At 69.3% G+C, this 14,838-nt stretch carries 12 protein-coding genes; 6 read left to right on the forward strand and 6 right to left on the reverse strand.

Features of this window, described 5'->3' with window-relative positions:
• Positions 1–30: 30 nt before the first annotated feature.
• Genes AB0L60_RS16110 through AB0L60_RS16120 form a run of 3 tightly spaced genes read right to left on the reverse strand, consistent with a single transcriptional unit; the run spans position 31 to position 3,675 of the window.
• Complete coding sequence (locus tag AB0L60_RS16110) at positions 31–1,230, reverse strand: hypothetical protein (RefSeq protein ID WP_364613659.1); 1,200 nt, start codon at positions 1,228–1,230, stop codon at positions 31–33.
• Positions 1,227–2,438, reverse strand: coding sequence for a hypothetical protein (locus AB0L60_RS16115; RefSeq protein WP_364613662.1), 1,212 nt, complete (start codon positions 2,436–2,438; stop codon positions 1,227–1,229). Before AB0L60_RS16115 ends, AB0L60_RS16110 begins: the two co-directional genes overlap by 4 nt.
• 37 nt (positions 2,439–2,475) lie before the next feature.
• Positions 2,476–3,675 (reverse strand): hypothetical protein, encoded by a 1,200-nt coding sequence (locus AB0L60_RS16120; protein ID WP_364613665.1) that lies wholly within the window; start codon positions 3,673–3,675, stop codon positions 2,476–2,478.
• Between the two features lie 320 nt (positions 3,676–3,995).
• Here AB0L60_RS16120 and AB0L60_RS16125 point away from each other — a divergent pair, with 320 nt between their 5' ends.
• The 4 genes from AB0L60_RS16125 to AB0L60_RS16140 all read left to right on the forward strand — a co-directional run bounded on the left by AB0L60_RS16125 (position 3,996) and on the right by AB0L60_RS16140 (position 9,809).
• Positions 3,996–7,400: a pyruvate carboxylase gene (locus tag AB0L60_RS16125; protein ID WP_364613668.1), complete on the forward strand. Its 3,405-nt coding sequence runs from the start codon at positions 3,996–3,998 to the stop codon at positions 7,398–7,400.
• Positions 7,397–7,954, forward strand: coding sequence for a 16S rRNA (guanine(966)-N(2))-methyltransferase RsmD (gene rsmD / locus AB0L60_RS16130; RefSeq protein WP_364613671.1), 558 nt, complete (start codon positions 7,397–7,399; stop codon positions 7,952–7,954). The genes AB0L60_RS16125 and rsmD overlap by 4 nt, the downstream gene beginning before the upstream one ends.
• A gap of 70 nt (positions 7,955–8,024) precedes the next feature.
• The gene (locus AB0L60_RS16135; protein WP_364613674.1) at positions 8,025–8,765 is read left to right on the forward strand and encodes an SDR family oxidoreductase; all 741 of its coding nucleotides are present in this window, start codon (positions 8,025–8,027) and stop codon (positions 8,763–8,765) included.
• A 12-nt stretch (positions 8,766–8,777) separates the two neighbouring features.
• Positions 8,778–9,809, forward strand: a complete 1,032-nt coding sequence (locus tag AB0L60_RS16140; RefSeq protein ID WP_364613677.1) for a sigma-70 family RNA polymerase sigma factor — start codon at positions 8,778–8,780, stop codon at positions 9,807–9,809.
• Positions 9,810–9,907: 98 nt separating this feature from the next.
• Here AB0L60_RS16140 and AB0L60_RS16145 read toward each other — a convergent pair whose 3' ends face one another.
• Positions 9,908–11,071, reverse strand: a complete 1,164-nt coding sequence (locus tag AB0L60_RS16145; protein WP_364613680.1) for an alkaline phosphatase family protein — start codon at positions 11,069–11,071, stop codon at positions 9,908–9,910.
• 244 nt (positions 11,072–11,315) lie between these two features.
• On the opposite strand from AB0L60_RS16145, the gene coaD reads away from it, so the two are divergent.
• The gene (coaD, locus tag AB0L60_RS16150; RefSeq protein WP_364613683.1) at positions 11,316–11,801 is read left to right on the forward strand and encodes a pantetheine-phosphate adenylyltransferase; all 486 of its coding nucleotides are present in this window, start codon (positions 11,316–11,318) and stop codon (positions 11,799–11,801) included.
• A 73-nt stretch (positions 11,802–11,874) separates the two neighbouring features.
• Here the strand turns inward: coaD and AB0L60_RS16155 are convergent, their stop codons facing one another.
• Together AB0L60_RS16155 and AB0L60_RS16160 are read right to left on the reverse strand one after the other, a co-directional pair.
• Positions 11,875–12,948, reverse strand: a complete 1,074-nt coding sequence (locus AB0L60_RS16155; protein WP_364613686.1) for a hypothetical protein — start codon at positions 12,946–12,948, stop codon at positions 11,875–11,877.
• A 223-nt stretch (positions 12,949–13,171) separates the two neighbouring features.
• Positions 13,172–13,741, reverse strand: a complete 570-nt coding sequence (locus AB0L60_RS16160; RefSeq protein ID WP_364613689.1) for a GtrA family protein — start codon at positions 13,739–13,741, stop codon at positions 13,172–13,174.
• A gap of 251 nt (positions 13,742–13,992) precedes the next feature.
• On the opposite strand from AB0L60_RS16160, the gene AB0L60_RS16165 reads away from it, so the two are divergent.
• Positions 13,993–14,739 (forward strand): DivIVA domain-containing protein, encoded by a 747-nt coding sequence (locus AB0L60_RS16165; protein ID WP_364613692.1) that lies wholly within the window; start codon positions 13,993–13,995, stop codon positions 14,737–14,739.
• Positions 14,740–14,838: the final 99 nt, after the last annotated feature.

Raw genomic sequence — 14,838 nt, forward strand, 5'->3', positions numbered from 1 at the left:
GTAGCAACGATCGTCACACCCGGCCCGGCATCAGATGTGCCCGTATGCCAGTAGCTCGTACTGTGCCGAAAGTCGTTGGCGCAGATCCTGGGACTGGTCGGCGAACACCTCGGCGACAAAGTGGTCGTAGGGCAGATAGCACATGAATTTCGCTCCGGCGGCGTTCTTCTCGTCTTTCAGCTGCAGGCACCGGGCGGTCGCCAGGCCGGGCGGCGGGTCGATGGGCTTGTACCGGTCGCCCAGCTCGTCCACGAAGGCACCGGTGAGCCGTTGCGCGCCGGCCGCGTCCCGGGCCCGGTAGACGCCGGAGAGCGCATGTGCCACCAGGTCCACCCCGGCCTCGTCGAAGGCGCGCCGGGTGGCCGCCGGTCGATCGTCGAGGGTCAGGGCGGCGTGGGGACCGTACAGTCCCTCGGTCGCCCAGATCTGGCCTTTGCCCGGCGGCAGGGTGCGGCCGAGCAGATCCTCGGGATCGGCGGCCAGTCCGGCGAGCTGATCCAGCGGGGTGGGCCGGTAGTCCCGCATGGCCTCGATCGTCTTGTCCAGCACCAGTTTCGCCGTGTCCAGCAGCGCCCCTGGACCGTCGGGCACGGTGAGGTCGTCCTCGATATAGAGCCAGTAGAGGTAGTCGTCCTGCGCGTAGGTGGCCTTCACCCATTCGAGCGAGGTCAGCGCCGCCTTCGCGGTGGGGTACCCGGGAATCTGTAGCGGCCCCTTGTCCGGATTATCCGGACTGGCCAGTCCGACAAGGAAATTCCCGGCCGCAGCGGCCTGCTCGGGCTTCGTGAACCGCAGCACCGTGATGCCCACGTTCAGCCCGAGCGTGGTGTCGGACCGATGCCGTCCGCCCGACTCCCAGCCCGAGATCAGGCCCGGCGCTGTGTCATTGAAATTGTCGATGCTGATCGGCGGGTAGTCCGCCGTGATCGCGTGTGCGGAATTGTTGAACACCAGGCGGTTGTCGATATCCAGCGCCAGCGGCACGTGCTCGGCCATCCGGATCGACTCCTGCAGCAGATCGCCCACCGTGATGTCGGGCTTCTGGCTGGTGATCGTGCGCGGTACGACCGGGTAGTTGCCCGGATCCAGTTGGGAGGCATCGACGATCGCGGCCTTCGAGGCGGGTGCCGCGGGATCACGATGGTCCGAGCCGCACGACGCCGTGAGGACGGTCGCCAACGCCAGCAGGGCCAGGCGGCTGGGCAGGGTGCTGGTGCGCGCGGTGGTCATGACTGTCCGCTCTTGGCCAGCATCGAATATTGCGCCGACACCCGTTGCGGGAACGAGGCCGGTGCGCCGCCGCTGAACCGCGCCTGCGCCCCGATCACCGCGACGTACCGGCCGTACACGACCGCGCAGATATAGGTGTACTGGCGAATCGGCTCGGGCTCATCGAGCTGGATGCAGTGCGCGTCGGTGATGCCGGGCGGATTGGGGAATTCGTCGTCGTCGCGGCCCAGGGTGGTGAGCGCGGCCTGTAAACCGAAGGCGGCCGCCAGGTCCCGGGTGCGGTAGACGGTCGCGGCATTGCGGGCGACCAGATCCACCCCGGCCGCGGCGAATGCCTTGCGAGCGGCGGCGCCGTCGCGTTCGTAGTGCAGGGCGCCCGCCGGGGTGTAGACACCACCGTAATCCCATCCGACCTGGTCGGCGTCGGAGGTGTCGTACTTGTTCGGCAGCGTCAATCCCAGGATGTCGCCGGGGTTGATCGGCAGATCGGGGAGGTCCTCCAGCGGCGTCGGCGTCAGATCGGACATCCGGGCGAGCTGGGCCTGCACCATGGCCCGCAGTCGCACCCCCAGCGCGGCCGGATCGGCCTGCGGGATCACGGCGTGGCCGACGATCGCGTACACGCCGTGCACCGCGAAGACCTGGCCCTTGGCATCGGTGATCGACGAGGCCCGCGCGTCGACGCCGTCGATCGGAATCAGGTGCAGCCCAGGGGCGGCCAGCGCATCGGCGAAGCCGTCGATCGCGGCCTGGGCGGCCGGCTCGGTCGGAAACCGCATGACCGCCAGCGTGATGTGCTTGCGCGCCCGGACACTGTTGTTGTTGCGCCAGATGTACGCGCCCGCGATCATGCGATTGTTCTGGGCGACCGCCTGCCAGGCCTTGGGGAAGGGACCGTCGGTGTCGTCGAAGTTCGCGTCGGAGGCGTCCAGCACCCGGGCCCCGCCCAGATACGTGACGTCGGGATCGATTTCGTCCGGACCGACCAGATAGGTCATCATGCGGCGCGACTCGATCTGGTACGCGTCGGTGGCGACCGAGTACGCCGGGGCGCACTCGATCGGGGCCGAAGGATACGGTCCGACAACGAGTTTCGAGAAGTCGGCCGGTGTCATGCCGGGGATCGGGCGACCCGGAACCGTCGACGACGCCACCGCGATGCCGAACGCCAGGACGGCCGTCACCACCGTCACGATCGTCAGAACCATTCGCGGCCTGCGGAATTCGTGGATTCGCCTCACGCCGTCACCTGCTCGTCACCAGCACGTACTCGGCCGAGGTCTTCTGATACAGCTCCGGCACATTCATGGCGCCGACCTGCACGGTGTACCGGTCCACATGGAAGTTGCACTGATTGGCGACCACATTTCCGTGGTCCAGCACCGCGAAACAGCCGATGTCGCCGGGGAAACCCGGCGGCGGGGCGATGCTCCGGCGATCGCCGGAGGTGTCCGTGGACGGATTCCACCGGTCCCACAGCGCGCGGGCCGCCGTCCCGGTCCGGCTGTGGAACACCAGCGCGTCGCCGTAGCCGACCAGGTCGATGTCGCCGACCGTCAGGAAATCGAGGTCGTTGTCGGTCAGGCTCTGCAGCGCGCCGCGGCCCGTGTACACCCCGTCCGGATCCGGCCGCATGGGCTCTTCGGGATTGGTCGGCAGGGTGCGGCCGAGAATGCCGTCCGGATCGAGCGGCAGGTGCTCGAACCGGTCCGCAGGTGTGGGCTGGAACCGGTCCAGCAGCGGTAGCGCCACGTCCAGCATTCGTTCGGTGCGGGCGGTCAGGTCGGCCAGATCGGGTGCGGCGGCCAGCTCGTCGACCACCTTGATGAACACCACGTAGCGGTCGTGCACGGTCCAGGAGCCGATCGAGGCCACGTTCGGACGCCAATGCGCCTTGCTGTCAGGGTATTTCGGCAGGGTGACGGCCCGGTTGTCGACGTTGTAGGTGAAGTCGTCGTGTTCGAGCGCGGGGCCCGCCGCCGCGGCGCGCCCGGCGTCCGGCAGTTCCAGCACCGCGATGCTCAGCCTGCGGTGCTTGTCGTCGGAATCGGATCCGGTGCACCAGGTATCGACCCAGCCGCCGCGCAGATCGTGGGCGACCTCGTCGAAGGTGTCGTTGATGAGGATGTCGCCCAGACCCTTGTGATTGGTGACGATGTGCGGGCGGATGTCATTGGAGCACTCGTAGGCGTAGTCCCGGTCGGCCTCGAACGGCAGCGCCACGTAGTCCGACAGCCGCTGTGACTCGCGGATGCGGGATTGCTTGTCGGTCTTGGCATTTCCCACCACGCGCGGCGCGGTCTGATAGTTGCCGACCTCGAGGCCGGCCGGATCGGTCTGCTGCCGTACCGGTTGCCCGGAAACGCTGGTGGTACAGCCGGTCGCGGCGGCGAGCACGACCGCGACACCGCACAGCAGCGGCGCGCGCGACGTGAACGATCTCACCGTCCCCTCCTCGCGCCGGATGTTACCGGCGCGCAAGTCTTCTCGCGCGGCTTTGGCGGTCGGCGGTGTGGTCTCGGACACGATCGCGCGGCAATCCGGGCACCGGGACGTCTCGGCGCGCGCCCGCGCTGCGGCGGGCCGCGGAGGCACAATCCTTAGCATGACGGCGAATTCCGTGGTCGGCGCGCCGCAACCCTCACCGACAGGGATGTATCGCGGTGATTAACACAAATTCGCAAGCGAGAGGTCCGTCCTGTGAAGATTGCACCGAACGGGACTTCGATGCCCGATCCGTATCCCCGGGCAGGTACCTTCTACCCATGTTCTCCAAAGTCCTGGTCGCCAACCGCGGCGAGATCGCCATTCGCGCCTTCCGCGCGGCCTACGAACTCGGCATCGGTACCGTCGCGGTTTTTCCGTACGAGGACCGCAACTCCGTGCACCGGCTCAAGGCCGACGAGGCCTACCAGATCGGTGAGCCCGGCCACCCCGTGCGGGCGTACCTGTCGATCGAGGAGATCATCAAGGCCGCCAAGAGCGCCGGTGCGGACGCCATCTACCCGGGCTACGGCTTCCTGTCGGAGAACCCGGACCTGGCCGCCGCCTGCGCCCGCGAGGGCATCACCTTCATCGGCCCGTCCGCGCAGGTCCTCGAACTGACCGGTAACAAGGCGCGTGCCATCGCCGCCGCCAAGGCCGCCGGACTGCCGGTGCTGCGCTCGAGCGAACCGTCCGCCGATGTGGACGTGCTCATGACCGCCGCGGAGTCCATGGAGTTCCCGCTGTTCGTCAAGGCGGTGGCCGGCGGCGGCGGGCGCGGCATGCGGCGGGTCACCGATCCGGCCCAGCTGCGCGAATCCATCGAGGCCGCCGCGCGCGAGGCCGAATCCGCCTTCGGCGACGCGACCGTGTTCCTCGAGCAGGCGGTGGTCAACCCCCGCCACATCGAGGTGCAGATCCTGGCCGACCAGCAGGGCGATGTCATCCACCTCTTCGAGCGCGACTGCTCGCTGCAGCGCCGCCACCAGAAGGTGATCGAGCTCGCACCTGCCCCGAACCTGGATCCCGAACTCCGCGACCGCATTTGCGCCGACGCAGTGGCCTTCGCCCGCCAGATCGGTTACTCCTGTGCGGGCACCGTGGAATTCCTGCTCGACGAACGCGGCAATCACGTGTTCATCGAGATGAACCCGCGAATCCAGGTGGAGCACACGGTGACCGAGGAGATCACCGATGTCGACCTGGTGCAGTCGCAGCTGCGCATCGCCGCCGGGGAGACCCTGGCGGATCTGGGCCTGAGCCAGGACGGCATCCAGATCCGCGGCGCGGCGCTGCAGTGTCGCATCACCACCGAGGACCCGGCCAACGGCTTCCGGCCCGACACCGGCCGCATCACCGGCTACCGCTCGCCCGGCGGCGCGGGCGTGCGCCTGGACGGCGGCGCGAATGTCGGCGCGGAGGTCGGGGCCTACTTCGACTCCATGCTGGTCAAGCTCACCTGCCGCGGGCGCGATTTCGCCACCGCGGTGGCGCGCGCCCGGCGCGCGGTCGCCGAATTCCGCATCCGCGGCGTGACGACCAACATCCCGTTCCTGCTCGCGGTGCTGGACGATCCGGACTTCCGCGCGGGCCGGGTGACCACCTCGTTCATCGACGAGCGGCCGCAGCTGCTCACCCTCAAGAGCTCGGCCGACCGCGGCACCAAGATCCTGCAGTACCTGGCCGACGTCACCGTGAACAAGCCGCACGGCTCGCGGCCGACCAAGGTGTACCCGCACGACAAGCTGCCCGCCCTCGACATGACCGTGCCGCCCCCGCCCGGCTCCCGGCAGCGGCTGCTCGAGCTGGGACCGGAAGGCTTCGCGCAGTGGCTGCGCAACCGCGAGGGGGTGGCCGTCACCGACACCACCTTCCGCGACGCGCACCAGTCGCTGCTGGCCACCCGGGTCCGCACCAACGGCCTGCTCGATGTGGCCGGGCACGTGGCGCGGATGACGCCCGAGCTGCTGTCCATCGAATGCTGGGGCGGCGCAACCTACGACGTGGCGCTGCGCTTCCTCTACGAAGACCCGTGGGAGCGGCTCGCGGCGCTGCGCGAGGCGGTGCCGAATATCAACCTGCAGATGCTGCTGCGCGGCCGCAACACCGTCGGCTACACGCCGTACCCCGAAAAGGTCACGCGCGCTTTCGTTTCCGAGGCCACCGCCACCGGCATCGACATCTTCCGCATCTTCGACGCGCTCAACAATGTCGACCAGATGCGCCCGGCCATCGACGCCGTCCGCGAAACCGGCACGGCCCTGGCCGAAGTCGCACTCAGCTACACCGGCGACCTGTCGAACCCGAGCGAGGACCTCTACACCCTCGACTACTACCTCAAGCTCGCCGAGCAGATCGCCGAGGCCGGAGCACACGTCATCGGCATCAAGGACATGGCCGGACTGTTGCGCGCGCCCGCCGCGCACACCCTGGTCACCGCGCTGCGCCGGGAGTTCGACCTGCCCGTGCACGTGCACACCCACGACACCCCGGGCGGCCAGCTGGCCACCTACCTGGCGGCCTGGCAGGCCGGTGCGGACGCCGTCGACGGCGCGTCGGCACCCATGGCGGGCACCACGTCTCAGCCCGCGCTCTCGGCCATCGTTGCGGCAGCGGCGAATTCGCCCCACGACACCGGGCTGAACCTGCAGAACGTGTGCGACCTGGAGCCGTACTGGGAGGCGCTGCGAAAGGTGTACGCGCCCTTCGAATCCGGGCTGCCGGGGCCGACCGGCCGCGTCTACCACCACGAGATTCCCGGCGGCCAGTTGTCGAACCTGCGCCAGCAGGCCATCGCGCTCGGCCTGGGCGACCAGTTCGAGCAGGTCGAGGCCAAATACGCCGCGGCCGACCGGATGCTGGGCCGGCTGGTCAAGGTCACCCCGTCCTCCAAGGTGGTCGGCGATCTGGCGCTGGCACTGGTCGGCACCGGCGTCGACGTCGAGGACTTCGCCGCCGACCCGGGCCGCTACGACATCCCGGACTCGGTCATCGGCTTCCTGCGCGGCGAACTCGGCACTCCGGCCGGCGGCTGGCCCGAGCCCTTCCGCAGCCGCGCCCTCGCCGGCCGCGGCCCCGCCAAGCCGGAGACCGAGCTGACCGCGGCCGACGAGGCCGGGCTGAGCGGGACCTCGGCCGAGCGCCGGGCCACCCTCAACCGCCTGCTGTTCCCCGGCCCCACCGCCGAATTCGTCGCCCACCGCGAGAAGTTCGGCGACACCACCGGGTTGTCGGCCAACCAGTTCTTCTACGGCCTGCGCCACGACGAAGAACATCACGTCCAGCTCGACAAGGGCGTCACCCTGCTCATCGGCCTGGAGGCCATCTCCGAGCCAGACGAGCGCGGCATGCGCACGGTCATGTGCATCCTCAACGGGCAGCTGCGCCCCATCACGGTGCGCGACCGCTCCATCGCCAGCGAGATCCCCGCCGCCGAGAAGGCCGACAAGACCAATGCCGGCCACATCGCGGCGCCCTTCGCCGGCGTGGTGACCCTGGCCGTCTCCGAAGGCGATTCGGTCGCGGCGGGTGACACCATCGGCACCATCGAGGCCATGAAGATGGAGGCCGCCATCACCGCCCCGCGCGCCGGCGTGGTCCGCCGCGTTGCCATCGCCAAGGTGCAGCAGGTGGAGGGCGGCGACCTGCTCGTCGACGTGAGCCTCACCGAGGCCGCCGCCGAATGACCCGCATCGTGGCGGGTACCGCCGGAGGCCGACGCCTGCGCGTCCCCCCGGCGGGCACCCGCCCCACCTCCGACCGTGTGCGCGAGGCGCTGTTCAGCCTCCTGCACGCCCGTATGGATTTCGACGGCCTGCACGTCCTCGACCTCTACGCGGGCTCGGGGGCGCTGGCCCTGGAGGCGCTGTCCCGCGGCGCCTCGCACGCGCTGCTCATCGAAGCGGACCGCAAGGCCGCCGCCATCATTCGCGGCAATATCGGCGACCTCGGGCTGCCGGGCGCGGAGCTGCGCCAGAACTCGGTCACCAGCGTCCTGTCGGGTGCGCCGCCGGAACGCTACGACCTCGTCTTCTCCGACCCGCCCTATGACCTCGACGTCGCCGACGTGCAGGCCGACCTCCGCGCCCTCGTCGCCAACGGCTGGCTCCACGACGGCGCCCTCATCGTCGTGGAGCGCTCCACCCGCTCGCCCGAGGTGTCCTGGCCCGACGGCTACGCACCGCTGAAGTCCCGCACCTACGGCGAGACGCGCATCGACCTCGCCGAATTCGAGGGCTGACACCCGACGGATTTCCCGGCTCCCGCCGGTCTGAATACCGACAGGAACAGACCGGAGTAGGGAGTACGTGATGTCGGATTCGATACGGACCGCCGTGGTCACCGGTGCGAGCCGGGGATTCGGGCGGGCGATCGCCGCCTCGCTCGTCGCCTCGGGTGCGCGGGTGATCGGCGTGGCGCGGGACGAGCAGGCATTGCAGGACGTTCGCGCGGAGCTCGGGGACCGATTCGTGCCGGTGGCGGCCGACGCGACCGAGGAAGCCGTGGCGCAGAAGGTGATTCGCGTGTACCGGCCGGAATTGCTGGTGCTCAACGCCGGGGCCACTCCACCCCTGGCCCCCGTGCACGAACAGACCTGGGAGACCTTCAGTCGCAACTGGGAGACCGATACCAAGCAGGCGTTCGTCTGGATCGGGGCCGCCCTGCGGGAGCCGCTGCCCTCGGGGAGCGCGGTGATCGCCATGTCGAGCGGGGCCGCACTGGCGGGGTCGCCGCTCAGCGGCGGATACGCGGGAGCCAAGTCCACCATCCGATTCATCCGGACCTACGCCGCCGCGGAATCGGACCGCGCGGGGCTCGGCATCCGGTTCGTGGCCCTGCTGCCCCGGCTGACACCGGCCACCGGGCTCGGTGAGAAGGCGGTCGCGGGGTATGCCGCCCGGCAGGGCATCGACGTGGAGACCTATCTCGCCGAAATGGGGCCGGTGCTCACGCCCGAGCAGGTCGGCAAGGCGGTGGTCGAACTCGCCGATGATCCCGGCAGTGCGGCGGAATACTTGGTGAGCGGCGCCGGGCTGAAGCAGATCGGCTGAGGGGTCGCGACCATGACGACCAGCGCACCTCCGGGAGTAGCGGCCATGCCCTCCGACACCGAACGGCCCGCGGTCTCCGCACCGCCCACCGAGCGCGAATTCGCCGCTCTCACACAGCGATTCCGGCCGGAGTTGCTCGCGCACTGCTATCGCATGCTGGGGTCGGTGCACGATGCCGAGGACCTGGTGCAGGAGACCTACCTGCGGGCCTGGCGGGGGTTCGGCGGGTTCGAGGGCCGGTCGTCGCTGCGGCACTGGCTGTACAAGATCGCCACCATGGCCTGCCTGACCGCGCTGGAAGGGCGTTCGCGTAGGCCGCTGCCGTCGGGGCTGGGAGCGCCGGAGGACGATCACCGGGTGGCGATGGCGGCCCGGGAGCCCGGGGTGGCGTGGTTGCAGCCCGCGCCGGACTCGCTGTTCGGGTTCGACGATCCGGCCGCCATCGTGGCCGGGCGGACCGGGGTGCGGCTGGCCTTCATCGCGGCACTGCAACTTCTGCCCGCCCGGCAGCGCGCGGTGCTGACGCTGCGCGACGTGCTGGCCTTCCGGACCGCGGAGGTCGCCGCCATGCTGGACACCACGCCGACCGCCGTGGACAGTGCGCTGCGGCGGGCGCGGAGCCGATTGGCACAGGCCGGGCCGGTGGAGGCGGACCTGGCCGAGCCGGACGAACTCGCGCAGCGGCGGCTGCTCGACGGCTATGTCGACGCGTTCACCCGCGCCGATCATGCCGCGCTGCTCGAACTGCTGCGTGCCGACGTGGAGATGGAAATGCCGCCCACGCCAACGTGGTTCACCGGACGCGAGGCGGTCCTGGGATTCCTGCGCAGCCGGATCCTGCGGCCGGGCCTGTGGCGTTTCACGCCGACCCGCGCGAATGGCCAGCCCGCCTTCATCGTTCACAAACGCGTCGACGACCACCACTACGAGGCCTACGGGATTCACGTCCTGACGCTGATCGGGGCCAGGATCGGGCGCATCACCGCGTTCAACGACCCGGCCCTGGTCCGCACCTTCGGCGCGGCGGCCGCGCTGGAACTCTGAGGCCCGGCCCGCCGTCGAGATCCGAAGCGGGAGTGGAGGATACGGCGATGCCCGCCGTGTGCGAACACGGCGGGCATCGTCACAAAGGTCCGGGAACGTCAGTTCTGGAACAGGTCCTTCACCGACTGCGGGGCCTTGTACTGGCAGGTGTTGGCCAGGCAGCCCAGGTCCCACAGCTGCTCGATGGCAGACAGCACCGAGTAGTGGTCCGAGACCTCGGTCGAGACCTTGTGGTGCGGCTGGGGCTTACCCTGCTCGCCCTGCTCCTTGTGCACCTTGTCGGAGTTGATCACCAGCAGCGGGGCGTCGCCGCCACCGAGCACGGTGCCGTTGGCGCCGACCGGGCTGCCCGGGCCGCCGGAGAAGCCGGAGTAGTCGTTCTCGTCCCAGGCGATCACGATGCTGGAGCGGGTCTTCTTCCAGACGTCCGAGTTCGTGATCTTGGTGACGGTGTCCTTCAGATAGTCGTCACCCAGGTGGATCGGGCCGTGCGCCACACCGGAAGCCGGCTCCTCACAGGCCGGCTTGTTGATCAGCGTCGCCGCCGCGTGGGAGACGCCGTGCATGTCCGAGCACTGGTCGGGGCTGATCCAGGTGAAGGCCGGCACGTTGCCGCTCTTCAGGTCGGCGTCGAAGTTGTTCTCGAACGGCACGACCTTCTGCAGGCGGGCGTTGCCGGGAGAGTTGACGTCCGAGAAGTACATGAACGGGTTGTGCTTCTGGGCGTACAGCTTGACCGTGGTGCCGTTGACATCGCCCGGCGCGAACTCGCCCTGGAAGCCGGCCGACGGCATGCCGCCCATGTAGGCCTTCCAGGACTTGCCCTTGCCCTCGAGCTCATCGACCAGGTTCTTGCCGGCGAACATGTGCGGCTTGGCGGTCGCGCTGGCGATCTGCGCGGGGGTCAGCGCGGCGCCGGAGGTGCCGTCGCCGGAGTTCGGGACGAATTCCTCGGGGGCGCAGGTGGAGTCGGCGCCGGCCTTGCAGTCGTCCCAGATGCCCTGGAAATCGCCCGAGAACATGGAGAGATAGTTCGGCAGACTCGGGTGGGTCACACCGTGGAAACCGGTGGACACGCCGTTGTTGTTGGCCAGCTGGTTGATGAACGGCGCGTCGGCGGTGTTGCCGAGGATGTCGTCGTCTCCCTGGTTCTCCATCATGATGTAGAAGATGTGTTCCGGCGCCGCCCCTTGGCCGTTCCCCGGATCGGCCGACGCGGACGCGCCCACCAGGCCGCTGAACGCGCTCACTGTCGCAGCCACGGTGACTGCGATCTTCCGACCCAACGATGCCCTTGCCATATGCGTGTACTTCCTTCATCGAGCGAGATTGCCGATGCAGCTTCGCAATCGGGTCAGGAAACGATCAACGCGAGCAAACCGAACAGTATGCGAACGGAGAGCAAGCAGTTGCTAGGTTGCAGAACCATAGCTGACCAGGCATAACCGGGCAGCGGAGGCTGGGCCGGGCCGCGGCAGCCTCGCCGCCATGCGGTAACGTTCGGCCATGGCTGGAGCACTGTGCCCCGGGTCGTTCGACCCCGTGACCAATGGACATCTCGACGTGATCGCCCGCGCCGCCGGGCAATTCGACGAGGTTGTCGTGACCGTCGTGGTGAACCCCAACAAACAGGGCATGTTCACCGTCGAAGAGCGGATGGACCTGATCCGCGAGGTTACCGCCCACCTGCCCAATGTGCGGGTGGAATCCTGGCGCGGCCTGCTGGTCGACTTCGCCAAACAGCAGGGCATCACCGCCATCGTCAAGGGCCTGCGCGATGCCACCGACTTCGGCTACGAGCTCCAGATGGCCCAGATGAACCACAAGCTCACCGGTGTCGACACCTACTTCATCGCCACCAACCCGGCCTACGGCTTCGTCTCCAGCTCTCTGGTCAAGGAGGTCGCCGCCTACGGTGGTGACGTCGCCGACCTGCTCCCGCCGATCGTCCACAAGCGTCTGCTCGCCCGCATCGCCGAACGCCGGGCCTGATCGCCACCGCAGGGGCGCAACCCCTTCCGCCCCTGCGGAATCCGGCCCATCTCGGAGCGCGCGGACGGCCATATCACAGTGCGCGGACCGTCAGGCCGCGCGGTTCGGGCGCCGGGGCCGGCTCGATCCGGCCGTCCGGGCGGCGTCGGCGGGTGGCCAGGGCGGACCGCAGGTGCCGGGCCGGCCGGCCCCTGACCAGGTCGTCCCAGGTCCAGCGGACCACGTCGAAACCGAGAGCGCGCAGATAGGTTTCGCGGGTCCGCTCGCGCTGCACGGCGGCCGCGAGGTCCAGACCCGGCCGCAACAGCCGGCCGTACTCGGTGGGCCCGTCGAATTCGCAGAGGACACCGGCGGATTCGTAGTAGAAGTCGACCCGGCCGACGAACCGGCCGTCCGGGGTCAGCACATTGCCCTGCGATCGGGGCAGCGGTAGCGCGTGCTGCTGGATCATGGTGCGGCTGAGGGACTCGCCGATGCTCTGGCTGCGGCCGTCGAGCATCGCGATCACCTGCTTCGCCTGGCCGATCCCGTAACGGCCCTTGGCCCGGGCGAGCTCCTCACCCAGTTCGGCCGCTCCCAGCCCGAACATGCCCGCCAGCGCGTCGCCCGCCACGACGGCCGCGTCGAACGGCAGGGTCAGGGCCAGATCCACCACCGTCCGCGCGGGGGTGGTGACCAGCAGCCCGTCGAGCTCCGCCGCCGAATCCACCGGCGAACCATGGACTTTCGTGCAGGGTCTGGTCCGGCCGCCGCCGCGGCGGTTGCGGGTGACGCACACGCGGTCCAGGGGAGTGCGCCACAGCGTGGTGCCGTAGAGCACGGCCGCCGACTGGTGACTCACCACGGTGCCCGCCGCCATGTCCGGCAGCACGGCCCGGATCAACCGCCGATGCTGATCCCGCCGGTCCAGGGCCGACGTGAGCCCGTGCTGTCCACGTCTGCGCTGAGGTGCGAGGCTCCGCTGCTGCCCGTGCCCCCGCTGCTGCCCGAGGCTCCGCTGTGCGCCGCACCCCTCGAGCAGCGCCTGCCGGGATCCGCTTGTCCCGCACCGCCGTTCGCCACTTCCGGCCGTCCCCTCGGCGCTGGTGGCGATCGTCTCGGCCGTGGCGCCCATCGCCGCGTCGGCGGCCGTGATCCGGGTTGTCACTCGCCCTCCCGGCGGGGCGGCTGCGGGCGCCGGTGCCGTACGCACGACCCGCGGACCCGCCCCGTCGGCCGCTGTGGCCGCGGCCCGGCCGTATCCCGCCGTCCCCCAAGGCATCCGCGCCAACGGTCCATGTCGGAACCCCTTTCGTCGTCGATGCTGTCTTGGACGCCGACAGGCCGAAAAGGGTTCCCGCACACGCGGAGAACATCGAGCGGGTGGGGGCTCAGAACACCCAGAGCCGGAGGGTGAGGAAACGCATGGTGCCGACTGCGGCGGTGATACCCAGCACCGCAATGGCTTCGGTGAGGCCGCCGATGCCCGGCTCGGTGACCTCGAGAATGGCCAGCCCACCCGAGGTGATGGCCAGTCCGGCCAGCGCGAGCGCGCCGCCCTCCAGTTGCGCTGTGTACCAGCGCACCCGGTCGGCTGCCTGGAAGGTGAGCCGCCGGTGCATCTCGTTGGCCAGCGCGGTGCTCACGATGGAGCCGGCCAGATTGGCCAGCTGCGGGCCGCCGCCGTAGAGCGCGAGGAACAGCAGGATGTAGCCGACATTGCTGAGGCCGCCCACCAGGGCGAAGCGAATCAACTGCGCGAAGACCGCGCCGCCGCGGAGCCATACCCCGAGCCGGCCCAGCCAGCGCGAGCCCGTCGCGTGCAGGGCTTCGGTGCCGTGGGCGAGGGCCTCGGTGCCGTAGGCCAGGGCCTCCGTGCCGTAGGTATAGGTGTTCACCAGCCCGGTCACGGGCATCGTCGCCCGTTCCGGAATCTCGTGGACAGCCATCGTCTTCCCCATCCGAACACATCGGTGCCGGCCGGGCGGTCCGGAGTTCTTCCGGGCCAGCCAGTGGCCGACACGTTCTCGCCCTTCCACGGTAACACCAAGTGGAGTGGATTCCTCCACTTGTTTTTGTGGTCTGTGAAACAGGCCATGTTCCGGAAAACCAGCGACACGCCGTGTCGGACCTTGTTGACAGCGCTGAGATTGGCAGACTGGCGGAAGCGGAGAGTCTCGCCGTGAGTCCTGGCAGGAGAGTGGGGTAGCACATGTACCGGGTATTCGAAGCGCTCGACGAACTGGTGGCCATCATCGAAGAGGCCCGTGGCATCCCGCCGACCCGCAACTGCATCGTGCCGCGCGGTGAGGTGCTGGAACTTCTGGACGATGTCCGCGAGGCCCTGCCCGGCGAACTCGACGACGCCCAGGACGTGCTCGATCACCGCGACAAGATCGTCACCGATGCCCGCACCGGCGCCGAGACCACGGTCAAGACCGCCAATGAGCAAGCGCACCACACGGTTACCTCCGCGCGCGACGAGGCCGACCGTATCCTCGCCGACGCCAAGGCGCACGCCGATCGCATGGTCGCCGAGGCCCGCGCCCACGCCGAGCACCTGGTCGGCTCGGCGGAAGAGGAGGCCGAGCGCACCGTCGCCGACGGCCAGAAGGAATACGACACCCTCACCGGCCGGGCCCGCGCCGAGGCCGACCGCCTGGCCGTCGCCGGACAGGCCTCCTACGACCGCTCCGTCGCCGAGGGCAAGGCCGAGCAGGACCGCCTGGTCTCGCAGACCGAGGTGGTCCGCGCCGCCCACGCCGAATCCGCCCGGCTCATCGACACCGCCCAGGCCGACTCCGACCGCCTCCGCCAGGAATGCGACGACTACGTCGACGGCAAGCTCGCCGACTTCGAGGAAACCCTGCACAACACACTGCGCATCCTCGGCCGCGGCCGCCACCAGGTCCGCCCGGGCGGCTCCGTCCCCGATTACGCCTCCGAGTTCCGCCGCTGAATTTCCGGTCGGATTGCCCGCTTTCGTCCCATTTGGGTCGCAAGCGGGCCCTTCGGTATTGTTGGGTGGTTGCCCATTCCACACCTAGCGTGAGTGAGT

It is taken from the genome of Nocardia sp. NPDC051981, assembly GCF_040680715.1.
Lineage (GTDB): Bacteria > Actinomycetota > Actinomycetes > Mycobacteriales > Mycobacteriaceae > Nocardia.

Excerpts from the sequence above, each read along its gene's own strand:
- AB0L60_RS16110 (WP_364613659.1), bottom strand. The coding sequence starts at position 1,230 with ATGACCACCGCGCGCACCAGCACCCTGCCCAGCCGCCTGGCCCTGCTG.
- AB0L60_RS16115 (WP_364613662.1), bottom strand. The coding sequence starts at position 2,438 with ATGGTTCTGACGATCGTGACGGTGGTGACGGCCGTCCTGGCGTTCGGC.
- AB0L60_RS16125 (WP_364613668.1), top strand. The coding sequence starts at position 3,996 with ATGTTCTCCAAAGTCCTGGTCGCCAACCGCGGCGAGATCGCCATTCGC.
- rsmD (WP_364613671.1), top strand. The coding sequence starts at position 7,397 with ATGACCCGCATCGTGGCGGGTACCGCCGGAGGCCGACGCCTGCGCGTC.
- AB0L60_RS16135 (WP_364613674.1), top strand. The coding sequence starts at position 8,025 with ATGTCGGATTCGATACGGACCGCCGTGGTCACCGGTGCGAGCCGGGGA.
- AB0L60_RS16140 (WP_364613677.1), top strand. The coding sequence starts at position 8,778 with ATGACGACCAGCGCACCTCCGGGAGTAGCGGCCATGCCCTCCGACACC.
- coaD (WP_364613683.1), top strand. The coding sequence starts at position 11,316 with ATGGCTGGAGCACTGTGCCCCGGGTCGTTCGACCCCGTGACCAATGGA.
- AB0L60_RS16160 (WP_364613689.1), bottom strand. The coding sequence starts at position 13,741 with ATGGGGAAGACGATGGCTGTCCACGAGATTCCGGAACGGGCGACGATG.
- AB0L60_RS16165 (WP_364613692.1), top strand. The coding sequence starts at position 13,993 with ATGTACCGGGTATTCGAAGCGCTCGACGAACTGGTGGCCATCATCGAA.